Source organism: Sphingomonas sp. OV641 (genome assembly GCF_900109205.1).
Classification (GTDB): Bacteria; Pseudomonadota; Alphaproteobacteria; order Sphingomonadales; family Sphingomonadaceae; genus Sphingomonas.
In genome coordinates this window covers 962,156-985,065 of sequence record NZ_FNZB01000001.1, presented here as the reverse complement: position 1 = coordinate 985,065, position 22,910 = coordinate 962,156, and the positions used below count along the sequence as shown (strand labels likewise).

At 61.9% G+C, this 22,910-nt stretch carries 19 protein-coding genes and 1 tRNA gene; 13 read left to right on the top strand and 7 right to left on the bottom strand.

Translation table 11 applies throughout. The annotated features are described in order from the left end of the window. Window positions 1–9: 9 nt before the first annotated feature. A complete protein-coding gene (locus BMX36_RS04545) occupies window positions 10–1,755 on the bottom strand; it encodes an acetolactate synthase 3 large subunit (protein ID WP_093063820.1) in 1,746 nt (581 codons plus the stop codon). A gap of 77 nt (window positions 1,756–1,832) precedes the next feature. Then, a complete protein-coding gene (gene miaA, locus BMX36_RS04540) occupies window positions 1,833–2,759 on the bottom strand; it encodes a tRNA (adenosine(37)-N6)-dimethylallyltransferase MiaA (protein WP_093063819.1) in 927 nt (308 codons plus the stop codon). On the opposite strand from miaA, the gene serB reads away from it, so the two are divergent. The 4 genes from serB (at window position 2,752) to BMX36_RS04520 (ending at window position 7,053) form a co-directional block, all read left to right on the top strand. Next, entirely contained in the window at window positions 2,752–3,633 is an 882-nt protein-coding gene (serB, locus tag BMX36_RS04535) for a phosphoserine phosphatase SerB (RefSeq protein ID WP_093063818.1), read from the top strand. The genes miaA and serB overlap by 8 nt on opposite strands. Before the next feature lie 116 nt (window positions 3,634–3,749). Continuing rightward, the gene (locus tag BMX36_RS04530; RefSeq protein ID WP_066780353.1) at window positions 3,750–4,730 is read left to right on the top strand and encodes a LacI family DNA-binding transcriptional regulator; all 981 of its coding nucleotides are present in this window, start codon (window positions 3,750–3,752) and stop codon (window positions 4,728–4,730) included. A gap of 3 nt (window positions 4,731–4,733) precedes the next feature. Then, window positions 4,734–6,173: a glucoamylase family protein gene (locus BMX36_RS04525; RefSeq protein WP_093063817.1), complete on the top strand. Its 1,440-nt coding sequence runs from the start codon at window positions 4,734–4,736 to the stop codon at window positions 6,171–6,173. A 100-nt stretch (window positions 6,174–6,273) separates the two neighbouring features. After that, a complete protein-coding gene (locus BMX36_RS04520; RefSeq protein ID WP_093063816.1) occupies window positions 6,274–7,053 on the top strand; it encodes an SDR family NAD(P)-dependent oxidoreductase in 780 nt (259 codons plus the stop codon). A gap of 2 nt (window positions 7,054–7,055) precedes the next feature. On the opposite strand, the gene BMX36_RS04515 is transcribed toward BMX36_RS04520, so the two are convergent. The 3 genes from BMX36_RS04515 to BMX36_RS04505 form a co-directional block, all read right to left on the bottom strand. Continuing rightward, window positions 7,056–7,490 (bottom strand): PaaI family thioesterase, encoded by a 435-nt coding sequence (locus BMX36_RS04515; RefSeq protein ID WP_093063815.1) that lies wholly within the window; start codon window positions 7,488–7,490, stop codon window positions 7,056–7,058. A 61-nt stretch (window positions 7,491–7,551) separates the two neighbouring features. Next, a complete protein-coding gene (locus BMX36_RS04510) occupies window positions 7,552–9,399 on the bottom strand; it encodes a sensor domain-containing diguanylate cyclase (protein WP_143058511.1) in 1,848 nt (615 codons plus the stop codon). Further along, window positions 9,366–11,411: an NAD(+) synthase gene (locus BMX36_RS04505; RefSeq protein WP_093063813.1), complete on the bottom strand. Its 2,046-nt coding sequence runs from the start codon at window positions 11,409–11,411 to the stop codon at window positions 9,366–9,368. Before BMX36_RS04505 ends, BMX36_RS04510 begins: the two co-directional genes overlap by 34 nt. A 235-nt stretch (window positions 11,412–11,646) precedes the next feature. Between BMX36_RS04505 and BMX36_RS04500 the strand changes: the two genes are divergently transcribed. Continuing rightward, window positions 11,647–12,558: a fructose bisphosphate aldolase gene (locus BMX36_RS04500; protein WP_093063812.1), complete on the top strand. Its 912-nt coding sequence runs from the start codon at window positions 11,647–11,649 to the stop codon at window positions 12,556–12,558. Between the two features lie 275 nt (window positions 12,559–12,833). Further along, window positions 12,834–12,907: transfer RNA gene (locus tag BMX36_RS04495), tRNA-Gly, on the top strand. A 40-nt stretch (window positions 12,908–12,947) separates the two neighbouring features. Here the strand turns inward: BMX36_RS04495 and BMX36_RS04490 are convergent. Further along, entirely contained in the window at window positions 12,948–14,024 is a 1,077-nt protein-coding gene (locus BMX36_RS04490; RefSeq protein ID WP_143058510.1) for a hypothetical protein, read from the bottom strand. A 144-nt stretch (window positions 14,025–14,168) separates the two neighbouring features. Between BMX36_RS04490 and BMX36_RS04485 the strand changes: the two genes are divergently transcribed. From BMX36_RS04485 to BMX36_RS04460, 7 genes are all read left to right on the top strand, one after another. Further along, window positions 14,169–15,026, top strand: a complete 858-nt coding sequence (locus tag BMX36_RS04485; RefSeq protein WP_093063810.1) for a manganese catalase family protein — start codon at window positions 14,169–14,171, stop codon at window positions 15,024–15,026. A 463-nt stretch (window positions 15,027–15,489) separates the two neighbouring features. Further along, window positions 15,490–15,759 (top strand): hypothetical protein, encoded by a 270-nt coding sequence (locus BMX36_RS21295; protein ID WP_143058509.1) that lies wholly within the window; start codon window positions 15,490–15,492, stop codon window positions 15,757–15,759. A gap of 738 nt (window positions 15,760–16,497) precedes the next feature. Beyond that, a complete protein-coding gene (locus BMX36_RS04480) occupies window positions 16,498–17,742 on the top strand; it encodes a phage tail protein (RefSeq protein WP_093063809.1) in 1,245 nt (414 codons plus the stop codon). A 15-nt stretch (window positions 17,743–17,757) separates the two neighbouring features. Beyond that, window positions 17,758–19,587 (top strand): hypothetical protein, encoded by a 1,830-nt coding sequence (locus tag BMX36_RS04475; protein ID WP_093063808.1) that lies wholly within the window; start codon window positions 17,758–17,760, stop codon window positions 19,585–19,587. Continuing rightward, complete coding sequence (locus tag BMX36_RS04470) at window positions 19,587–20,033, top strand: hypothetical protein (protein ID WP_143058508.1); 447 nt, start codon at window positions 19,587–19,589, stop codon at window positions 20,031–20,033. Before BMX36_RS04475 ends, BMX36_RS04470 begins: the two co-directional genes overlap by 1 nt. A gap of 4 nt (window positions 20,034–20,037) precedes the next feature. After that, window positions 20,038–20,493 (top strand): hypothetical protein, encoded by a 456-nt coding sequence (locus BMX36_RS04465; RefSeq protein WP_093063806.1) that lies wholly within the window; start codon window positions 20,038–20,040, stop codon window positions 20,491–20,493. 935 nt (window positions 20,494–21,428) lie between these two features. After that, window positions 21,429–21,797, top strand: coding sequence for a hypothetical protein (locus BMX36_RS04460; RefSeq protein WP_093063805.1), 369 nt, complete (start codon window positions 21,429–21,431; stop codon window positions 21,795–21,797). A gap of 51 nt (window positions 21,798–21,848) precedes the next feature. Here the strand turns inward: BMX36_RS04460 and BMX36_RS04455 are convergent, their stop codons facing one another. Beyond that, window positions 21,849–22,661, bottom strand: coding sequence for a DUF1828 domain-containing protein (locus BMX36_RS04455; RefSeq protein WP_093063804.1), 813 nt, complete (start codon window positions 22,659–22,661; stop codon window positions 21,849–21,851). Between the last annotated feature and the right edge of the window lie 249 nt (window positions 22,662–22,910).

The window sequence follows — 22,910 nt, the reverse complement described above, 5'->3', positions numbered from 1 at the left end:
TGAGCTGGTTCAGACCAGCGCCTTGGCCTCATCGTCCATGGTGCCCGATACTTCGTTCGCCTGCAGGATCATGTCCGTGTGGGCGGCGCCGCTCGGGATCATGGGGAAGCAATTGGCAAGCTTTGCCACCATGCAATCCACCATCACCGGCCCGTCATGGGCGAGCATTTCCGCAATGCCGGCATCAAGCTGGTCCGGATGCTCGATCCGAATGCCCTTCCACCCATATGCTTCCGCCAGCTTCACGAAATCGGGCAACGAATCCGAATAGCTTTCGGCGTAGCGGCTCTCGTAGGTCAGTTCCTGCCACTGCCGGACCATGCCCATATACTCGTTGTTCAAGATGAAGACCTTTACCGGCAGGCGATATTGCGTCGCCGTGGCCAGCTCCTGGATGTTCATCTGGATCGAGGCCTCGCCAGCGATGTCGATCACCAGGGCACCGGGATTGCCAAGCTGTGCGCCAATCGCCGCCGGCAGGCCGTAACCCATGGTGCCCAGCCCGCCGCTCGTCAGCCACTTGTTCGGCTTTTCAAAGCCGAAATGCTGCGCGGCCCACATCTGGTGCTGCCCTACTTCGGTGGTGATGATCGGCTCGCGTGCGTTTGTGGCCTCCCATAGCGCCTTGATCGCGCGCTGCGGCATGATGACCTGGTCATCCTGCGGGAAGTTGAGGCTCTGCACGGCGCGCCAGCCTTGAATGCGGCGCCACCACTCGGCTGTGTCAGGTTTTGGATGCTGACGGGCCTTCCAGATGCGCAGCATGTCTTCCATCGCATGGCCGGCGTCGGCGACGATGCCCAGATCGATGCGCACCGTCTTGTTGATGCTCGAGCGATCGACGTCGATGTGAACTTTTCGGCTGAACGGCGAAAATGCGTCCAGGCGGCCAGTCACGCGATCGTCAAAGCGGGCGCCGATGGCGATGATCAGATCCGCCTGGTTCATCGCCATATTGGCTTCATACGTCCCGTGCATGCCGAGCATGCCCAAAAACTGCGGCGAACTGGACGGATAGGCGCCGAGCCCCATCAGCGTCGACGTGACCGGCGCGCCTGTCAGTCGGGTAAGCTCCTGCAGTAACTGCGAGGCAGCAGGACCGGAATTGATAATGCCGCCACCCGTGTAGAAGATCGGGCGTTCGGCAGCCGCCAGCATGTCCACGGCCTGCTCGATATCGCTGCGATCCGCCTTCAGCGCAGGACGATAAGTCTTGTGCTGGATCGGACCCGGCTTCTGATAAGCGGCTGTAGCGACCTGAACGTCTTTTGGTATGTCGATCACGACCGGGCCGGGCCGCCCGGACGTGGCGATATGGAAGGCTTCATGGATCACGCCGCCAAGCAGCGCCGGATCCTTCACCAGATAGTTGTGCTTGGTACAGTGCCGGGTGATGCCAACAGTGTCTGCCTCTTGGAAGGCATCGGACCCGATCAAAGCGGTGGGCACCTGTCCGGTGATGACGACCATAGGGATCGAATCGAGCAGCGCATCGGTGATGCCCGTGACGGCATTGGTCGCCCCCGGACCAGAGGTCACCAGAACCACGCCCGGCTTACCCGTCGAACGCGCATATCCCTCCGCCGCATGCGTGGCGGCCTGCTCATGACGAACAAGCACGTGGCGAATGCGCTTTGCGCGGAAAAGCGCGTCGTAAATCGGAAGAACGGCGCCACCTGGATAGCCGAAGATGACTTCCACGCCGAGATCGCACAGCGCCTCGACCAGGATGTCTGCTCCGCTCTTCTCCGTCACGTCGAATTCCTTCCTTTACTGGCGCCGCATGGTCACGGCGGGAGTGGGGCGCGCGCTACGCCGCTTAAAATTGCGCGTCAAGGATAGTTGTTGAAATATTCTTTCACATTGACGAGCCTGGGATCTATCACATGTGGCCAGTCGCTCGGAAATTGGTGGCGGAACCACGTGAATTGCCGCTTGGCATAGCGCCGGGTGGCAAGCACGGATTGCGAGATGGCTTCGCTCGTCGTGATCTCGCCCCGAAGCATGGTCGCGATCTCCTCCACGCCGATAGCTCGGCGGATCGGCGCCTCAGGAGGCACGTCCGGTTGCTCCAGGAGGGCTGCGACTTCTTCCACAGCGCCTTGCGTGAACATCGACTGCAGCCGCGCTTCGATCCGCTCATATAATTCCTTGCGATCCGGCAGGATGATCATCGGCAAGACCGTCACCTCATCTGCGATGCCGCCGGTCCGCTCTGCCTGCCAAGTGGAAAGGGGTCGACCAGTGGATCGGACCACCTCAAGCGCGCGTGCCACCCGCGTGCTGTCGGTGGGCGCAAGCCGCGCCGCTGCCCGCGGATCCTCGGCACGCAATGCTGCATGCGCCTCCGAAACCGGCAATGCGCGCACGCTTTCTCGGATCGCCGGATCGATCGAAGGGACCGGCGCGATTCCGTCCAGCAACGTGCGCATGTAGAGACCGGTACCTCCCGTGACGATCGGCGTCCGGCCGTCGGAGATCAGATCGCGGATTGTTTCACGCGCATCCTGTGCCCAGCGAGCGGCGGAGCAGGCCTCCGCTCCGCCGATATAGCCGTAGAGGCGGTGCTCGGCCTCGCTCTCATCCTCGATTGTCGGGCGTGCGGTGATGATGCGCAGATCCCGATACACCTGGCTGGCATCGGCATTGATGATCACGCCGCCTGTGTGCCGCGCCACGGCCATGGCCAGTGATGACTTGCCGCTGGCGGTAGGCCCTGCGATGAGCGCCAGCTTCGGAAGGGAAAGTTTCTTGTTCACTGCAACCTTGATAGCAGCGGGCCGTCTATCGCCCCAGACCCTCTCGTCGGCCGTTGAGCGCCTCGCGACTGCGGGTTGCGTGCCGAGCGGCTGGGCGTGGCTGGACGAAGGAGATGCGGCTGATATCGGCTTCGAAGTGGGCATGGTGGCCGCCAGAACCACTCTGCAGGGCGTGTTCGACGGCGTGGACGTGGTGGTTCAGCCAAGCGAGCGACGCGAGAAGCGCTTGTTGGTCGCGGACATGGATTCGACCATGATCACCGTCGAATGCATCGACGAACTGGCGGATTATGCCGGGATCAAGCCGCAGATCGCGGAAATTACCGAAGCGGCCATGCGTGGCGAACTGGACTTTGCGGCGGCTCTAGACGCGCGCGTCGCCTTGCTGAAGGGCCTAGATGCCGCAGCGATCGAGCAGTGTCGGAACGAACGCGTGCGCCTGATGCCGGGCGCGCGTACGCTGGTTCGCACGATGCGATCGCGTGGCGCCAAGACCATTCTTGTGTCGGGCGGGTTCACCGCATTTGCGGAGCCCGTTGCAGCGGACATTGGCTTCGACCGAGCCATCGCGAACGTTCTTGAGGTGGGTAAGGGGGTACTGGCCGGGACGGTTTCGAAGCCTATCGTGGATTCGTCGACCAAGGAAAGGACGCTTAGAGAGGCGCGCGCCGAACTCGGCCTTGCGGAAGAGCTTACGCTGGCAGTGGGCGATGGAGCCAATGATCTGGCAATGATCGACATCGCCGGTCTGGGTGTCGCCTATCGTGCCAAGCCAGTCGTCGCTGCCGCCGCAGCGGCTCGCATCGACAATAATGATCTGACCGCACTTCTTTGGGCGCAAGGGATCCGCCGGTCGGAGTGGGTGGGCAGCTGATCCGCGAAGGGCAGCTAATCGTTTCGTTGACGGTAGAGCCGCGTCATGATCGTTGCGCGGCTGTAACCGGTTCCGTAGGTTGTTGCGACTTACCCGCACTGCTGGAGAGGAGTTAAATGACAGGGGCCACGATCCGGGACGTGGCGCGCCTCGCTTCTGTCTCGGTCGCGTCAGTATCCAGAACCCTGAACGGCGCCGCCAATGTTCATCCGGAAACGCGCGCTCGCGTGCTCGCCGCGGTGGATGACCTTGGTTATGTGCCGCACGCCGGCGCGCGAAGCCTCAGCCTCTCGCGAACACATGCAATCGGCGTAGTGCTGCCGGATCTACACAGTGAATTCTTTTCCGAAATGATCCGCGGCATGGACCGAGAGGCAAGTGCGCGCGGGTACCACCTTCTTCTTTCAAATATTCAGCCCGACACGGATCATGCGTTGAAGGCGCTACGCGCAATGCGGGGGCGTATCGACGGGCTCGTTCTGATGGCCCCGAACGTCGATCCGTTGGCGCTCGCGGCCATGTTGCCGTCAAACATGCCGACCGTGACGATCAATACGCACGTGGAGACGAAGGAAGGCAGGCTGCGGGTCGACAACCGCGCCGGCGCAACGGCGATGATCCGCCATCTGATAGAGCAGGGTCGGCGACGTATCGTTCATGTTGCCGGACCGGCCGTCAACTCTGATGCGCGGGAGCGGCTGGAGGGTTGTAGCGCTGCTCTTCCCGCCCAGGTTGAGCTCCGCGTGACGCACGGCGACTTCACTGAGCAATCTGGCGCAGACGCAATCAATCCAATGCTTGCCGACAATGTCCCTTTCGACGCCGTGTTCGCGGCGAATGACATGATGGCGCTTGGCGTTCTGCATGCGCTGCGAGCGGCTGGACGAAGGGTGCCGGCCGACGTGGCGGTTGGCGGCTTCGATGATGTTCCGCTCGCGCGATATCTCTCGCTCACCACCATGCGGGTTCAAATGGCGGAGATGGGCGCGCGTGCGGCCGCACATCTGATCGAAACCTTGGTGGGCGAAGCAGGGACGCCCGTCGACGAGACCATCGTGCCGGCGCTTGTGGTTCGCGGTACGAGCGTGCTGGAGTAACGAATGCTTGATCGCCGGACATTCCTTGCGAACACCTCATTTGGCCTTGCGGGACTAGCGTCGGGGTGTGCCGATCCGGCCATTCCGGTCACGCCAAGTCCCAAGCCGCCGGCGCTGCCCGACTTCTACGAAGAGATCGAATATCGCACCTTCCGCTATTTCCGGGACACGGTGAATGCGGCGAACGGCCTGATTCCCGACCGGTGGCCAAGCCCGAGCGCGGCCAATATCGCCGCAGTGGGCGCGGCATTGGCGATCTGGCCGATGGCGGTCGAGCGTGGTTGGATCAGCCGGGATCTGGCGCTGACCCTGACACGCGCGGCGCTTCGCTTCTTCGATGAGGCGCCGCAGGGTGAGGGACCCAGTGGGATGAGCGGCCATCGCGGCTTCTTTTATCGCCTGATCGATATGAAAAGCGGCGCGCGGTACAAGAAGGCCGAAATTTCCAGCGTGGACACCGCCTCCCTTCATCTCGGGATGCTCTTTGCCGCCGGATGGTGGAGCGGCGATAACGAAGACGAGCAGGAGGTTCGCCGCCGCGCGACGGACATCGTGGATCGCGCCGAGTGGCTTTGGTTTCAGAACGGCAGCGCGGAGATATCGCAGAGTTGGCGTCCGGAGGGCGGCTTCGCCCGCTCGGGTGTGATTGGCTACAATGAGGGGCTGACCGCCGTACTGCTGGCACTGGGATCGGCGCGCCATGCCGTGGAGGACGGCGCCTGGGAGGCCTGGAGTGCACCCTATCCGCGCTTGTGGCGAGGCGAAGGCGAGACCCGCCACCTCGCTTACGGTCCTTTATGCGGCCATCAGCTTGGCCATATGTGGATCGATTTTCGCGGGATCCGCGACACGGTGATGCGCGGCGCCGGCTTCGATTATTTCGAGAACAGCCGCAGGGCGACCTACGCCAACCGAGCCTATTGCATCGCCAATCCGATGCGGTGGGACGGCTATTCCGCAGACCTTTGGGGCTTGACGGCGAGCGACGGGCCCGGTGCGTTTCAACTGCCGTTTAAGGGCGAGACACGCACGTTCCACGGCTATGCCCGGCGAGGCCCGCTCGATCTGCCGGGGGAGAGGGATGACGGCACATTGTCGCCTGCCGCATCGCTCGGGAGTCTGCCGTTCGCGCCCGAGATCGTGCTTCCCGCCGCCAAGGCGTTCATGGCCGTTCCGGGCTTGTACCGTGAATATGGTTTCCTGAATGGGTACAATCCGAGCTTCCGTTTCACTGACCGGAAAGTTGAAACGGGCAATCTCAACCTGCAGAGCGGATGGGTGGCGGGAGACTATCTTGCGCTTACGCAGGCACTGATCCTTGTTCAGGCTGCGAATGCGCGAAGTGATTTCGTGTGGAAGATCATGCGGCGCTCTCCGGTGCTACGTCGCGGGTTGACGCGCGCAGGGTTCACCGGAGGATGGATCCAGCAGAAGTCCGATTAGAAGAAGCGAGCCTTTTGCGCGATTGATGGGCCATGGGCCCGAATAAGAATGTCATATCGGTAGAGAACAAAAATCGTCGGTAAACCGAGGGAGAGAGAGGATGCGGGCTGTGCCAGAGGTAATCAGTCGCCTGGATGGCGCGGGTGCGATCGTCACCGGTGCCGCCAGCGGAATGGGCAGGGCGACAGCCGTCCTGCTGGCTCGGGCCGGGTCCAGCGTTGCTGTAACAGACGTGCGGCTCGAAGCGGCCCAGTCGGTTGCGGATGAAATCACGGGTGAGGGCTTGCGGGCCAAGGCGTGGGCGCTCGATGTGGCGGATGCCACCCACATCACCAGCGTCGTTCAGGACGTAGCCGCGGCGTTCGGCGACCTGTCGATCATCGTGAACAATGCGGGGATCTCTGCCAATCTGCCGATCGACGATGATCGCTACGATCAGCATTGGGATCGGCACCTTTCCGTCCTGTTGACCGCGCATCAGCGCCTGATCCGTGCGGCTCTCCCCCACCTTCGGCGCGCCGCGAACCCGCGGATCGTCAACATCGCCTCGACCGAGGGGCTGGGCGCTACCGCCGGTTTCAGTGCTTACTCTGCCGCGAAAGCTGGCGTCATTGGTCTGACCCGTAGCCTCGCTGTGGAACTCGGCAAGTCGGGCATCACGGTCAATTGCATCTGCCCGGGCCCGGTCGAGACAGGAATGACTCAAGCGATTCCGGATGAGGCGAAGCAGGTCTATGCTGCACGCCGGACGGCGCTACGCCGCTATGGTCTGCCGGAGGAAGTCGCGTTCATGACGGCAAGCCTGTGCGCGCCGGGCGCAAGTTTCGTCACAGGCGCCATCATTCCCGTCGACGGTGGTCTCATGGCGCGCAACGCCTGAAATCAGGCTGGAAGGGCAGCCGCAGAGGCTTGTTCGACCCGGCCGCGCGAAGCGAGCATCAGGGTCGAACTGGCCTTTGCAAGGACGCGGCCGGTGGCGTCGAGCAGTCGTCCTTCGAAAAAGCAGGTGCTGCGGCCCCGGCGCTCTACCCAGCCTTCCGCGATCACGAGTCCCGGCCGGGCGGGTGCGAAGAAACTTACCTTCAGTTCAAGCGACATGGGTACGATATCGGGGCCGCCCATCGCGATCGCCGCATGCGCCATGGCAGCATCGATCCAACCGGTCACAAAGCCTCCCTGAACGACGCCGCCTGAGTGGCACATGTGCTGACCCGCGCGATATTCGAGCCGTGCTCGGCCCTCCACATTCATTTCGATCACTCGAACCAGCCCCAAGGTGCGGCTCAGCTCGGGGAGTGCATCATCCTGATCGCTCATTCAGCCTCTCTTTTTAACGCGCATGATGTCCGCTGCGGCTGGCGCTATCAAGAGCGGGGGGTCAGGCGGCCAGCGCCAGCTGGTCGCGCCCGGCATGCTTAGCCTTGTAGAGTGCCTGATCGGCGGAACGCAGCACCTCTTCCGGCGGCTGATTGCGCAGGTATGGAGCGACCCCTCCGCTTACTGTGACGAAAATGAGCGCACCCTCAGCTTGCACGCCCACTTCCGCAATCGTCTGGCGCAGTCGTTCGCAGACCAGCGCCGCCTGGCTGATCGTTGCATCTGGCAGGACGACCGCGAATTCTTCTCCGCCAAGTCGCGCCACCAGATCCTGATCGCGGACGCTGGCTCGGGCGAGGGCGGCGAAGCGGCGCAGCACCTCATCGCCTGCAGCGTGCCCGTGCGTATCGTTGACACGCTTAAAATGATCGAGGTCGAACAGGGCGAGGCACCCTCCCGAACCGGAGGAAAGACGGGCCCTGAGCTCCTCGTCCAGGCCCCGCCGATTGGCGAGCCCGGTGAGCGGATCCGTCAGTGCGGCGCGTGCCAGACGCTCTTCGTGCGCCTTTCTGTTCGAAATGTCCCGGATCGCGCTGACGACACCCGTAACCGTGCCGGTTTCGTCGGTGACCGCGCGGCTGTGTGTTTCGAACCAGCGGACGTCCCCAGTTTCGATCACACCGCGATATTCATTCACATGGGTGCGATCCGGATCCGCCACAATGCGGCGGAACGATGCACGCGCCCGTTCCGCGTCCGCCTCGAGGAGCAAGCCACCAATCCTGCGGCCGATCAGTTTTTCTGGGGCGAAACCGCTGATCTGTCGAATTGATGCTGAAGCGAACAGCAGGCGTCCTGATCGATCGAGATTGATAACGATGTCGGTCGAGTTTTCCATGAGCACGCGGTACCGCGCTTCACTTTCACGCAATTGCCGGAAGAGTTTGGCGCGTTGCTGCAGTTCCGCGTTCGCTGGCAGGATCGTCAGCATCGCGCACGCGATATAGAGCTGGAGGAACTGCATTCTTGCGCCAAGAGGCGCGTCAATCAGGCCGATGGGTCCATGCCCCTGGAACGTTAGCGTCCCGCCGATCACCGCGAGAATGACGATCGAGGCGGCCGTCGAAAGAGCACCTCCGCGGAAGGTTGCAAGCACCGTCGGCAGCATGGGCAGGAACAGCAGCGGAAGGCGGTCCTGGGCGAAGCTGACATAGCTCACCACCGCGACCAGCGTCACCAGGGCGCAGAATTCCGCTGCCTTGCGCCGGTCCATTCGCTTCATGAGGCGGGTAGCGTCGCCACGCATGACCAGCAGGAAAATGGGCATGAACGTCAGCGTGCCGAGGGCATGTCCGCTGTACCAGTTCAGCGCATTCCTCAGAAAGGGCTGATCGGCACCCAGCGAAAGCACGCTCGCAGCCAGAAGCGCTGAGAGAAAGGGTGCGATGACACCAGCCGCAAGGGCGAAGATCACGAGCCAGCGGTGGGAGTCCAGCACCGACCGATGTGGTGCCAGGCGGTTGAGAAATGCAGCGCCAACGGCCGCTTCGAACATGTTGATGGCCGCAAAGGGAAGCGCCATCTGCGGCCCGAGGCCCCAAAGGGCGGTCGCACTGGCGCTTCCAACCGCGCAGGCGGCCAGCGGCGCCGTCCATTGCTGGAACGGCCGGGTGTTCAGCCAGGCCGTGAGGAGCGCCGTCGCGATCCACAGAAATGCGACGCCTTCGTCGAAACGGGTGAGACGCAGCGTCCCTGCGCAAATGACGAAATACGCGCAGCCGAGTAAGATCGAAGAGGCGATTCGCGGTTGTCTGGTGGTCGCCATGACGCGGCCGATACAAGCAGAGCGTAAACGGCGCGTTGCTTGGCTAAAAATCAGGGTCCGTTCGCCGCCAGTTCCGCCAGCCACGAGGAGGCAGTGCCATCCGAAGGCGCGCGCCAGTCACCCCGCGGAGACACGGCGCCGCCCGCCGACACCTTGGGCGAGTTCGGCAGGGCCGATCGCTTGAATTGGCTCGTCTGGAAGAAGCGGACGAGAAACTTCTCCAGCCAGCCTTTCACCACATCAATGTCGTAAGCCGTACGCGCTTCCTCCGGATATCCGATCGGCCACCGTCCGGCATCCACATCTCGCCAAGCATGCCAGGCGAGAAAGGCGATCTTGGAAGGGGCGAGCCCATGGCGGATCACGTAATGCGTGAAGAAGTCGTTCAGCGAATAGGGACCGATCTTGCTTTCGGTGCTTTGCATTGCGCCGGATTCGTCAGCGGGCACCAGCTCGGGTGAAATCTCCTGGGCCAGGATAGCCTCGAGGACCGCATCGGTCTGCGAATCGTATTGATCCGTCGCAATGCACCAGCGGATCAGGAACTGGATCAACGTCTTGGGCACGCCTGCGTTGACGCCATAGTGGCTCATATGGTCGCCGACGCCATAAGTGCACCAGCCAAGGGCGAGCTCGCTGAGATCGCCCGTGCCGACCACGATCCCGCGACGCTGGTTGGCGATGCGGAAGAGATAGTCTGTCCGCAGGCCAGCCTGAACATTTTCGAAGGTGACGTCATAGACGGGCTCACCCTTGGCGTAAGGGTGAGCCATCCCTTCCAGCATGGTCCGAGCGGCGGGACGAATATCGATTTCTTCGGCGGTGATGCCGAGCGCATGCATCAGTTTCCAGGCATTATCCTTCGTGCCTTCGCTAGTCGCGAACCCTGGCATGGTGATGCCGAGAATGTCCGAACGGGGACGGCCCAGACGGTCCAGCGCCTTTGCCGCCACTATCAGCGCATGTGTGGAATCAAGCCCCCCGGACACGCCGATCACCAGTCGCTCCACGCCTGTGGCAACAACCCGCTTCAGCAAGCCTTCCACCTGGATGTTGAACGCTTCGTAGCAATCCTCATCAAGGCGGGACGGTGTGTCGGGAACGAAGGGAAAGCGCCGTATCGCCCGCTTGAGCCCAACGTCGGCGTAATCGGGAGCGTGATTGAACGCGATACGTCGAAACCGAGTCTCAGGGTGACCAGAAAAGGCCGCTGCGTCCCCGAACGTGCCCGTCCGTAGACGTTCCTGGGTCAGGCGCTCACAATCCACGTCCGCTATCACCAGCTCAGGATCGAGCGCGAAGCGTGTGGAGGTTGCCAGCGGCTCTCCAAGTTCGTGGATGGTGCCTTGGCCATCCCATGCGAGATCGGTCGTGCTTTCGCCAGGGCCTGCGGCGGAATAGACGTAGGCGCAAACGGCGCGCGCGGATTGTGCAGCGGAGAGCATCGCCCGCTCTCGCGATTTCCCGATCACCACATTTGATGCAGAGAGATTGCAGCAGACCAAGGCGCCAGCAAGCGCGCCCGCAGTGGAGGGCGGGGTGGGCGACCAGTAATCCTCGCAGATTTCGGCGTGGAAGAAGAAATGCGGCAGATCCGCCGCCTGAAATAAGAGATCGGTGCCGAAAGGCACCGTTTGCCCGTTCAGGTCCATCGAAAGCCCGGTCAGACCGGATCCGCTGCTAAACCAGCGCTTTTCGTAATATTCCCGGTAGTTCGGCAGGAAAGTCTTGGGGACCACACCCAGGATCTTGCCCCGGGCGACCGCGACGGCACAGTTATACAGCCTGCCGTTCCTTGGCAGTGCTACACCCACAAGAAGGACAGGTCTGAGGTTTGCCGTGCCCTCGGCTAGGGCGAGGAGCGCCTCACAGGACGCATTCTGCTGCGCGGACTGGAGGTGCAGATCATCGATCGCGTAGGAGCTGAGGTTAAGCTCGGGAAAAACGACAAGGTCGACCGCTTCTTTGTGCGCGCGTGCCGCCAACTCCAGCGTTGCCTTCGCGTTCGCAACCGTGTCTCCGACACTGGCGATCGGAGTAGCCGCCGCCACGCGAAGCATGCGGTGGTGGTGAATGGAAGTGAAGCGCTCGTTCATTGCGGAACCGTTATCCTTCTTTCTGACGCGACGCCAAGGGAGGCTATGCCGAACAGCTCGCCTCGTTGCGATCACGACATTGTTGCCGGACAACGGTCATTGCGCTTGTTTGTTCGCCGGAGACCTGTGCTGATCGCCGTTCCGCTGCCCTCCCCAATTGGGGGAGCCGCTGGTCAAACCCGACCAGCGTCCTTAATGACGCAACGCAACGCAACAATGTGAGGGGAAGCTGATCATGACTCCTGCTGAGATGACCGCCAAGATTGCAGAAGGCCAGGGTTTCATCGCCGCTCTTGATCAGTCGGGTGGCTCCACGCCGAAGGCGCTGAAGGGGTACGGCATCGAAGAGGGAGCCTGGTCTACAGAAGAGGAGATGTTCGGCCTCATCCATGACATGCGCGCACGCATCATCACCTCACCGGTGTTCACGGGCGACAAGGTGATTGGCGCCATTCTGTTCGAGCGGACCATGGATGGCCAAGCCGGCGGCAAGCCCGTCCCGCAGGCATTGCAAGATCGCGGCGTTGTGCCTTTTCTGAAGATCGACAAGGGGCTGGAAGACGAAGACAACGGCGTTCAGCTCATGAAGGCAATGCCGGGGCTGGATGCGCTGCTCGATCGCGCGGCCAAGCTGGGCGTTTTCGGAACCAAAGAACGTTCGGTGATCAACCTCGCCAATCGTGAGGGCATCGCGGCCGTTGTGGCGCAGCAGTTCAAAATTGCGCAGCAGGTCCTCTCCCATGGGTTGGTTCCGATCATCGAACCGGAGGTCAACATCAAGAGCGCCGAGCGTGCCGAGGCGGACACCATCCTGCTCGAAGAGCTGACCAAGGCACTCGACGCGATGGGTGGCGATCAGAAGGTGATGCTGAAGCTTTCCTTGCCGACGAAGCCCGACCTGTTCCTGCCGCTCGTAGAACATCCACGCGTCCTGCGCGTCGTCGCGCTTTCCGGTGGCTATGCCCGTCCGGAAGCGTGTCGTGAGCTTGCCCGCAACCATGGGGTTATCGCCAGCTTCAGCCGCGCGCTGCTCGAGGATCTCCGCCACGGTATGAGCGACGCCGAATTCAACGAATCTCTTGGCGCGGCGATCGATCAGATCTGGACCGCATCGGCGAAAAAGGAGGCGCTGTCGGCCGCGGCTTAATGGCTTCCGGGTCGTAGCCGGAATGACCGCGTCAGGATCATAGGACTGAAATGCATCGGGCTGATCGACACGTGCGATCGGCCCGTTTCATTAACGGGCGATGGCTGAAACCTATGAACAATCGGCGAAGGCAGGGCTCCAAGTGGCTGCCGTACGGCCAATTGGAACTTTGTCCATTCGCCGCACACCCCGTCCGACGACCGGGAAATGTAAGTTTAGGATGCAGTTGACCGCCGACGGTTGATCGTGGCAGTGAGCGCCCGTCCGATGGATGCGCGGGTATAGCACAATGGTAGTGCAGCAGCCTTCCAAGCTGAATACACGGGTTCGATTCCCGTTACCCGCTCCACCGGCACGTTGATCCGCCGTCGGTTGACCGTCGAGGATTCCTAAAGAGCATCATCTTCTTGTTCGATCGAGGTGCCGTTTGCCGCACCTATCCCCTTCAAGCGCCGCTCCAGGGCCGCGATGCGTCGATCCATCGAAATAATCAGGTCCAGTAATGCTGGCACGACCGTGGCCGGCGCAGCATACGCAGGATCGGGCTCCGGAGCGCGGTGCGGAGGGGTAAGGATAAGGTCGAAATCACGCGCGAGTGCAGCATTTTCTTGCCCGAACGCCGTTACGAACTCTCCCCATTCTTCAGCGGAAGGAACAGTCGATGCGGGATCGACATCCCGATATTGCTTCTTCTCGACGCCATTCGTCGCGAGCAAGCGCTGAAGCGTGCCGGGCAGGGCCGCGCCTTCATTCTGCCCCTGAAAAAGCCGATACAGCGTCATGATCGTGGGATCGGGCGTACGGTAGTGCCAGTTTGCTTCGGCAGTTCCTTCCGGTGCTGGCAGACCGGCAGTGACGAGAAAGTCGCTGACCACATCAGGCGTTTGATCGTAGGAGCGAATATGCAGTCGCTCCGGTCCGACAGCCTTTTGCCAGCTTTCGATCACCTGCCGATAATCGGCGCCGCGTGATTTCGCTTCGGGAAGCCAGTCTCTGAAGGCCGGTATCGGGCCTGGCGTCGATTTGTGCTTCACGCCCCATTGCAGGTAGGCGGAGATCAACCAACTCGCCTGATGTCGAAAATACAGGATGATCTCCACGCTGCAGACCGGCGCAATCCTCGCGGCGACCCGCGACAACAGGTCCGCATGCATAGCCAGTTCGATGTGGCTCCAGATGAAGGTCCTGATCGCCGGTCGGGCCTGCATGCGTTGCATGATCAGCGAGACGAGCCGGTCTTCGATGTTTGGATCGTCGGTCAACGCGCGAGCGAGATCATCCGCAGAGGTAAAATCATGCTGCGTGGTCTCCCCACGTTCCAGGTACATACCGAGGTAGCCGGCGTCGCTGTTGCGCAGTGCGGCGCCCTGCTCGCGACAGTATTTCTGGATTGCGGACGATCCCGACTTGCCCAGCCCCGCATGGATCACGAGCCGTCGAGATACTGGCGGATCAGCTTCAAACATCTTGTCGCAATACCTCTTCGTAGAAGCTGTGACCACTTTAACCTAAGTTATGGAGAAAAGCCGACTTTGTTCGGCTGCGTAATAAACTGTTCCGGCCTGGATGCGTTCGGGGATGCGCTACAGCGATAGCGAGAGAGGCTCCCCATGTATTATCATGACCGACGGCTTCAGTATCCGGTTCGTGTGGATACGCCTAATCCCCAGTTTGCCCGAATGCTCCAGCAAGCGATCGGCGGGGTCGAAGGTGAGATCCGTGTCGCCATGCAATACTTTTTCCAAGCGTGGGGCAACCGTGCGCCGACCACGAAATATCGGGACCTGTTGCTGAACACGGCAACGGAAGAACTAGGGCATATTGAAATGCTGGCTACAGCAGTGGCCTTGAATCTCGAGACGGCGCCGAGCTCTGCCCAGGAGGAAGGCGCAACCGACAGTATCGTCGGTGCCGTCATGGGCGGCGGCAATGCCAAGCACGCGATTGAAGGGATCATCCACAAGAACCTGCTGTCGTCCGGCATGGCAGCGATGCCCATCGATTCCGATGGCGTGCCGTTCAACATGAGCCATATTTACGCCAGTGGGAACGCAGCGGCTGACATGTTCTGCAACGTAGCTGCCGAGAGCACCGGTCGTGTTCTTGCAGTGCGATTGTTCAATGCCACTGAAGATCCAGGTATGAAGGATATGCTCCGGTTCCTTATTGCTCGGGATACCATGCACCAGCAACAATGGCTCGCGGCGCTCGAGGATATGGGCGGGCTGCGCGCGGCATTGCCGATCCCGAACAGCTTCCCGCAGAGCGAAGAGAATCAGGAGCATAACCACGATTTCTTCGTCACCTCCCTCGACGGCAGCTTCCCGGAAGGGCGCTGGACCGACGGAGAAACGTTCGACGGCAAGGGTGAATTCAGCGTCTTTCGCGCACAGCCGTTGGGGGAGGAGCCGGTGCTTGGTCCGGCGAGGCCTGACAGCGGGGCGCAGACCGAGCAGATTGGCGGCTAGGCCGTTTCGGGCTGAACCAGAAACATAGAAGGCGGGCCGATCGGCCCGCCTTTTTGTGCAGCTTCAGAGAGGTGTCACGGGCGACAAGTGCAGCGCGAGAATAGTTTTCCCAAGCAGGCTGGCGTGTTTGGCTGCCTTGCGAAAACTTGGTGGGTTTTCCGGTGCTGTTGTTAAAGGAGTTTCGTCGCTGACGCCGACAAGTCACACCGGCGTTTAGAGCGGTCTATTTCCGCGCTACTTGGGGAACTCTCCCGACCCGGCGAGAGGATGGTGGAAGGGGCTTCCTTTGAACTACATCCCATAAACGGCGGAAAACCGTTACTTTCGGTTAAGCATCATACGATATACCCCCTAAAGTACCCCCAAAATATTTTGCAGTCTCATTTGGGCGACGCCTCCCGGGACCAGCTTGGCAGCTAACGCCCACTTGCAGTCTCCCGGTTGTCACCTTAGCGTGTCCGTTATGGTAGATGTTACGGCACCAGTATCCGGGATGCTATTCGTAGCATCGTTTGCAGTCACCGAATTAACACCGCCCTCGTTCAAGGCGAATGCAGCCAGCATGTTGCTGTTGCTTGCGGCTGGACTGACGGCATGGACGCGGATTGATCTGCCTGTGAGCGAAGCCGTTGCAGATGCTCTGTTCTTCGGGAACGCCGCTTTGTGGGTTGCCTTCCTCCTCTATGTCGCCCCGAAGTGGGTCCGTGAGATCAAGGCAGCTGCTCGCGATTGAAATCGCCGAAAGCGGGTCCGCTTCCCTTGCCATTCACGGCCATCCGAGAGGGCGCACAACCCAATAGGCGGAACGGCAGCTATCATGGGGTCGATCCCGAAAGCCGCCATTCCGCTCACGCCCAATAGCGGACGTTGGGATGACTTGGTATGACGCAGCCGTGCGCGCTCTGCTTCTGCCCCTTCTGCTGGTCTGCGGTTGTTCCGGCACGGCAGCTTTCGACGCCGCCAAGTGGCGCGACGCTGACCCGTCGCCTATCACGCGGGCGATCGACGTTCCGTTTGTGGTATTGAGCGGTTCATCGATGCCGCGCTCCATCCAGGCGACATCACTGCGAGCAGCTTTTGCGATCGCCGCCCTCATCTGGTCGCGCGGCACGTGGCCCGCTAGCATGCCAAGGTAGACCTCAGACGATTATCGCCGCGGCGCCGGCTTCCGTCGCAGCATCTCGCCGCGCCAGGCAACTACGGCCGGGAAGCCAGCGCTCAGCGGGCCGATTGTAGCGTACAACGCATACGATCTTTCCGATCCCGCTCTTTATGAAATGATGCGTAGCGATAGCGGCCGAGTTGGCGTGGCTGGTTTCGGCGTGAATGATCGCACCGCTCTTCGGAACAGCACGCTCTCCCGGGCACACTCCGCCTCTAGATCACGGTTCACATATTCGGCGTTGCTGATCGACCGAAGTTCAGTGCTGGCATCGATCAGGAACGCGTAGAGCGTCTGACCTGTATACCCTTGCAGATCCTGCGGCTTCTGCTCGGCTGGCGGATCACCAACCCGGCTACCGGCGAGAAGCGGCTAGCAACGGGACTTGGCATCCCCCCGAAGCGCATCAACCTCGCGTCGTTCATCAAAGCGGCCAATCAGGCAGAAGAACTGGTCAATCGCTCTGCCGGCGGCACCGAGCGGCGCTATACGGGCGCTGGCGTCATGACTGAGGGCGACGACCCAAAGACCAGCCTGGATGCGCTCTGCGCGGCCTGCTGCGGGCGCTTCACCGATACAGGCGGGCGCCTGTCACTGGTGATCGCGCACAACGACCTTGCCGAAGCCGCCACGGACGCCGGCCTGTTCACTGACGACGTGATCGGGCCGTTCACCTGGGACCCGGATCCCGCGCTGGACCAGACCTATAACGTCGTTCGCGGTCGCTACGTCGATACGTCGGCGGCCTCGCTTTACCAGATGGTCGACTATCCGGAGGTCCGGATTCCGAGCCCCGACGGCATCGATCGCCCCCTGACGTATGACCTGGCCGTTGTGGAAAGCCCGAGCCAGGCGCAGCGGATCGCCCGTCAGGTGCTGCAGCGCAAGCAGCACCAGCGGACATTTACCGCGCCGTTCGACATCCGGGCGTGGAACTGGCCGGTCGGCGGCGTGGTGCCGTTCACCTTCTCACCGCTGGGCTTCGATCGAAAGCTGTTCCGGGTGGTGGAGCAGGAGATCGGCGAGGGCGGCACTTGCAACATGACGCTGCGGGAAGAGGCCGCGGAGATCTATGCGTGGGACGCCAACGATCTTCCTGCGGTTCAGGCAGTCGCTGCGCCGGCTTATGATCCAGCGAAGAACCCGTTCGCGCAGGCGATCAACGACACAGTCGATGTCAGCGAGCGCCTGATGATCAGCAACAGCTGGCCGAGTGGCGTCTCAATCACGGCTGGGGACGCCGGCGGCAGCACGACGATCAACGTGTCTGCCCACGAACGCGTCTACAGCGATCGAACGGTTTCGGTCGCCGCAAGCGCGCAGATCGGCCTCGCCTATTCCACGACATACTGGCTCTATTACGACGACGCCGCTCGATCCGGCGGTGATGTGTCGCTGCAGGCGACCACGACTTACGCGAACGCCTTCCCCTCAGACGCCAACCCGGCCCGCCACTATGTCGGCTGGATCCTCACGCCGGCCGCAGGCGGCGGCGGGTCCACCGGCGGCGGCGGCACGCCTCCCGGTGGCGGCGGCATGAACCCCATTCCCTAAGACCGGAGAAAACGAATGGCACTGACTGCCCGCCACGACCTGTCGGTCTGGCGCAACGATGATAATGCCTGGGAATACCAGCTTAAGGTGCGGGGAGCGGACCTGACCAACGCCGGGCTGGCGATGCAGGTGCGTCAGGGCCCGGATCGTCCCGGAGCGCCGTTGATCGACCTTCTTGGCACGACCAACGGCAATGCGCAGGGCCTGCGCGTGGCGGGCGTGTCGACAGTCGACGGGTTGCCCGAAACCGATCTGCGCATTCGCATCAACAAGTCGACGCTTCAGGGGCTGCCGTACCTCGGCGGCGTGGGTGATCCGTCACCGTTCGAGTATGCGCTCGTCCTCTCCGGCATCACCCGGATGGTGGGAAAGTTCATTGTCCTGCCGCACACCTACGGAAGTGATGGGGCGCCTGCGACCCGATCGGTCTCAGGGGAAGGATCCAGCACCGGCGTTCCACTGGCCGGCGCGACGCTGACGATCAGCGGCACCGAGACGACCGTCCTCAACCTTGACGGCGCTGATCTGCTAGCGCCAGTCGTCGCGCAGGCGAACGAGCAGGCGGCGGTCGCGAAGGTGATCACGGAGACCCTCGTAGGCGCCCCGGCCGCCACCCCGATCGGAGGGAACGCGAACGACCTGCTCGCCAACGCTCCCGCTGGCTCTACCGGCGCGTCGTTCGATCTGCTCATCACCGCGACCAACACGGGGCAGAGCTTCCTTGAGACGGCGCCCGGCTTCCGGCGTCGGATCGCGCGCGATGGCGGCGGCAACGATACCCTCGCCGGCGATCTGCCACAGGGAAAGATCGTCACGCTCACCTATTCGGCTGGCGGCGGGTCATTTATCCTGACGGGCCCGCCGCGCGACGTTGACGGCGTGGACGAGCTGCTTGAGCCGGTGAAGCCGCTGGATCCGGCCAAGCCGTGGGGCACAGTGACCTACGCGAACGGGGGCACCGGCGGGCGCACCACCACGACGATCACCAAATATGTCACGGTCGTCGGCAGCTCCAACGCTTACCCTGATTACGTGGAGGCGTCCCGCATCCCGGCGACGGTCGCGGCAGCGGCACTGAACGACAGCTTCCCAGGGTCTGGTCTTGTCTTCGAGGCAGATAACCGATCCGCGCCGGGTGCGCCGATGGCGTCAATGGCAAGCCAGCTTGACGCTTCGGCCGCCTTCACTGCCGGCAATACCGCCTTTGTCCTGACGATGTTCGGCATGAACGACGCGCGCACGCTGTTCTATCACGCGCAGGGCGGCATCATGGCGCAGCTTGCGGCACTTGAAGCGGGCATTCGGAAGGTGCGCGCGAAAGGCGCTGAACCGGTCCTCAACACGATCTTTCCGCCTGACCCGCGAGGCTCGGCGATCGCGCTGGACCCGAACTGGTTCGCCGACACGACGGACATGGGAAATGGCGTCAGCGGCGCCACGTCGGAGATGAATTTTCCCGCCTACCACGCCGCGCCCGTCAGCCCGCAAAATCACATGGAGCCGCGGCTTAACCAGCTGCTGGAGGTACGCGACTGGACCGGCCACAATGACCCGGCGAAGAATCGCACCGGCTACAAGCGCATCTGGCACGTGAACCATCTCGTTCGCCTGCTGGCAGCCAGATACAACTGCGCGCTGCTCGACTTCGAGTGGGCGTCCTATCGGAACGCGATCGAGACGGTTACCAATCTCGGGGCCGGCCTCGACACCTACTATGACAGCGGCAACCCGCTTCACCCGAACATGCCGCTCTACGACGCCGCGGTGACGCCGGTGATCAAGCAATGGGCGGCCGCGGTGGCGGCTGGCCGGACAGATCGGCGCGTCTTCACGGGAGCGGCCTGATGCTGGATCTGGACCGCAACGATAACATGCGGGCGTTCCAACACGACGCTCTGCGCCTGTCCTATCAGCGGAAACTCGCCACCGGCGAGTTCAGCCAGATGGAAGGCGAGGCGTACGTCTTCACCATCTACGGGTCGGGCGTCGGTGCCGCGCTCGGCTTGCCGTCAGACGAGGTGACGGCCAACGGTGTCCGCCTGGAGAGCGGTGAAGGGCCATCGTACGAGTTCCTCCATTTGCCTGAGGTTAGCCGGCGCCTCGCCGGCCTTCCGCGTCTTCGCTACCGCTTCGCGAAGGTCCGCCCGGACGGGGCGCTGGTGCCTCGTTTCGGCGGACAGTTCGTGATCGAGCCCAGCCCGGACGTGGATGGGATCACCCCTGATCTCCCGAGCGAAGGCGGAAGCCTCCTGATCATCGAGCGGCTGCAGCCAGGCGAAGAGGACGAGTGACGCGATGGTGCTGCTCGATGACGACGACCAGCTCCGCTGCACGCAGCAGGACGTTCTGGTCCTTCACTATCAGGAATGCTTTTCCGACGGCACGCCGCGCGGGATGGAAGGGCAGAAGCTGGCGTTCACGGTGTTCGGCCCGGGCGTCGGCAAGGCCTTGGGCCGCGCCGCGGATGCCGTGACCGTGGCGAGCGTCCTGCGCACTAATGTGTCAGAGGGGCGGCTGTTGGAGATGCGCCACGATCCCGAGGTGACACAGAAGCTCGCCGGACACCCGAACCTGCGCTGGCGGCTCGCCGAAGTCCTGGGGGAGGGCGTTCTCGATACCTTCATGGGAGGGCCGCTGGTCATCGAGCCTGCGCCAGGCGCGACCGGCACGCCTGCTTCTACCTCGTCGGACAGCGACGCGCTCCTGATCCGCGTTCGGCCCGAATACGATTTTCTGCCGCAGAGCGGCTGATCCTGACACGTTCGCCGGAGCGATATCGGAATGCCGATATCGGCGTAGGACAAGGAAACCTCCTATCGTAAATTGCCAACGGCCAAGGTAAAGTCTCCAGAGTGGTACGGTGGCGTACCGAAAGGGTGGGGTTGAAGATGAACACGGGTTCGATCGGGAGATATCCAAACTTCCCTGCACTCTTTACTTCTTTGACTTGGGACTACGCACAACGCGTCATCAGAGACGTGCCAATTTCCTTCCTCTGAGATAGGAGCGCGAGCCTCTTTGTACGATTTCCACCGGCCATCCGTGTAGAACGTCTCGTGTCGCCTGCCACTATACATGTGATTAGACCAACCTAGATTGATCGATCGGTTGGCAAGAAAGGACCTAACTTCCAAGCCCGACAACTTGCGGTAACTCGTTAGAGGATGACGGCTCATATTTGATGCCACCTTACTTGTTCCCGGTTTTAGTGAACAACCAGTGGCCACAAACGACAGAAGCGCGATGATTACGACCCGTCTCTTCACAAGCATTCGTTTGTCATCCTCGCAATTCGTTGTTTCAAGCTAACAGGCAGCTGGCTTTCAAGCGATGGGGAAATGAAGTTATCGGGTTGGAAAGTGGCAACAATGTAAATCGGGGGAAGGAGATCGCTGCCTCTACATGCGGTTCTCAAACGGCCGACATCCGGTTGATTTTGGCTACGGGTTCGGCAGCGGCACCCATCCGGCAGTATCCTTAGGACACGAGCGGTTTTCGCCCAAAGAAATGCCGACGACCTACACGGTCGGGGCTGGCGCTGCCCAGAGCGTGTCGGAACTGATCGTCACCGGCTGAGCCGCGTTGGCACGGCCAGGGGTGTGAATCGTCTTGGGCGTTTCACACCTCAAAACCGGCAATACTCTCGAAAACACAGCCGGTTAGCCGACTGAATCGAAAGGTCGCTTGTGATCGATCCCGAACTGATAATCGCCTCCATTACCTCGCTGCTCGGCGGAGGGGCGGTGGGGTCGATCCTCACCTACCGGCGCGAGGCCAAGAAGAGCGCCGAGGAAGTCACCGACATGCAGTGGCAGCGGCTCGCAAACGAGATCACGCGCCTGGACGAGCGATCCGCCAAAGACGGCGCCCGGATCGACGCGCTCGAGAAGGAGGTGCGCGACTGCCACCGGGAGAAGTCGATGCTTGAGGGCAAGGTGATCAAGCTAGAGGCGGCGATCGAAGCGCGTGGCGAGATCCGCCAGCGCGCGGCCGAGGTGGTGGCGGCGGAGCGGCTGTTGGGTGCGACCGACGGGGCTGGCGCTTCTTCAGGATGAATCTGAGGGCGGCGGACAGGCCCTTGCCTGGGAGGGGAATGCCGCTCAAAACTAAGCAGCTACGGTCCTTGGAAGTGAAAGCTCCCGAGCAATCAGCGTCATCGCGCCGTCTTCGTCACCCCGAAAGATCGGCATGGGCAATGAACGGTTCTGTGCTCGCTGGAAGCGCCGGCGACTTACAACCTTCATGTCCGGCTCTTCGATGAGCGCTACCACGCCGATGTCGTGCCGATCATGCATCTGGGCCTCTTGATGAGCCAACAGCGCCTCATTCAGCTTGTCGCTGTTGTTCACGAGATAAATGGCGCCGGCCTTTGCGCCAGGGGCAAAGGCGGTTGGATGAACAACAATGTCCGCGGGAAACTCGGAAAAGTCGTTTGCGACGACCCCGCCCTCAGTGATCGTGATCGCTGGGCCGAAGCGTCGCACCATCGCGGACACAACGTCCTCGCGAAATGTGGATCGGACGACTTCGCGCGTCACTAGTTCAAGGTCGCGGACGCGAATTAGCGACGAAAGGAAATCAATCGTACGGCGCTGTACGTCCTTCGCAGGAAATGCGGTGGTCTTGATCTCGAACGTTTCGCGATCCCAATAGGCTTTGCCCTGATCAAGGATTGCATCGAGCAATTGTCCCCTCATGCCTTCGTTGATGGGGATATCCTTGGCGATAAGCGTCGCCAGGTAATCGCCATCGTCCTCGATGCGATAGCCGTCCTCATCCTCCGTCAGGTAGAAGGTGAGGCGGTCACCGGAGCTATCCTCGAAGGCTGAGCTGATCGCTAATCCGCTCGGAACAGGGCGTACGTCTATGGCTCCGCAGAACGCACGGCAGAGCGCATCGGAGAGGGCGTCAGGAGACATTTGCGAACAGCGGGCCTAAGTTGTCATCGATCCGGTAGAACCGGCGCGCTCTAGCCCAGAACGTCTGCAGGGTCAGAGCTGTTGCATTTCGGTGGCGATTGCCGGCTGGAGGTATCCGTATCAGGTTGCCCAGCCCCTCGGCGCCAACCTGAAGGCCGCTACGCTCGCAATGCGAATGAACGTGCTGCCCAGGATGGCTCGCATGATCTTCAAAGCGGGCAATCACCGAGTGCCCGTTTGCGGTCTCAA

What these genes read in the sequence shown, in the direction of transcription:
- BMX36_RS04530 (WP_066780353.1), top strand. Translation starts at nt 3,750, where the DNA reads ATGACAGGGGCCACGATCCGGGACGTGGCGCGCCTCGCTTCTGTCTCG.
- BMX36_RS04525 (WP_093063817.1), top strand. Translation starts at nt 4,734, where the DNA reads ATGCTTGATCGCCGGACATTCCTTGCGAACACCTCATTTGGCCTTGCG.
- BMX36_RS04520 (WP_093063816.1), top strand. Translation starts at nt 6,274, where the DNA reads ATGCGGGCTGTGCCAGAGGTAATCAGTCGCCTGGATGGCGCGGGTGCG.
- BMX36_RS04515 (WP_093063815.1), bottom strand. Translation starts at nt 7,490, where the DNA reads ATGAGCGATCAGGATGATGCACTCCCCGAGCTGAGCCGCACCTTGGGG.
- BMX36_RS04505 (WP_093063813.1), bottom strand. Translation starts at nt 11,411, where the DNA reads ATGAACGAGCGCTTCACTTCCATTCACCACCACCGCATGCTTCGCGTG.
- BMX36_RS04500 (WP_093063812.1), top strand. Translation starts at nt 11,647, where the DNA reads ATGACTCCTGCTGAGATGACCGCCAAGATTGCAGAAGGCCAGGGTTTC.
- BMX36_RS04490 (WP_143058510.1), bottom strand. Translation starts at nt 14,024, where the DNA reads ATGTTTGAAGCTGATCCGCCAGTATCTCGACGGCTCGTGATCCATGCG.
- BMX36_RS04485 (WP_093063810.1), top strand. Translation starts at nt 14,169, where the DNA reads ATGTATTATCATGACCGACGGCTTCAGTATCCGGTTCGTGTGGATACG.
- BMX36_RS21295 (WP_143058509.1), top strand. Translation starts at nt 15,490, where the DNA reads ATGGTAGATGTTACGGCACCAGTATCCGGGATGCTATTCGTAGCATCG.
- BMX36_RS04475 (WP_093063808.1), top strand. Translation starts at nt 17,758, where the DNA reads ATGGCACTGACTGCCCGCCACGACCTGTCGGTCTGGCGCAACGATGAT.
- BMX36_RS04470 (WP_143058508.1), top strand. Translation starts at nt 19,587, where the DNA reads ATGCTGGATCTGGACCGCAACGATAACATGCGGGCGTTCCAACACGAC.
- BMX36_RS04465 (WP_093063806.1), top strand. Translation starts at nt 20,038, where the DNA reads ATGGTGCTGCTCGATGACGACGACCAGCTCCGCTGCACGCAGCAGGAC.
- BMX36_RS04455 (WP_093063804.1), bottom strand. Translation starts at nt 22,661, where the DNA reads ATGTCTCCTGACGCCCTCTCCGATGCGCTCTGCCGTGCGTTCTGCGGA.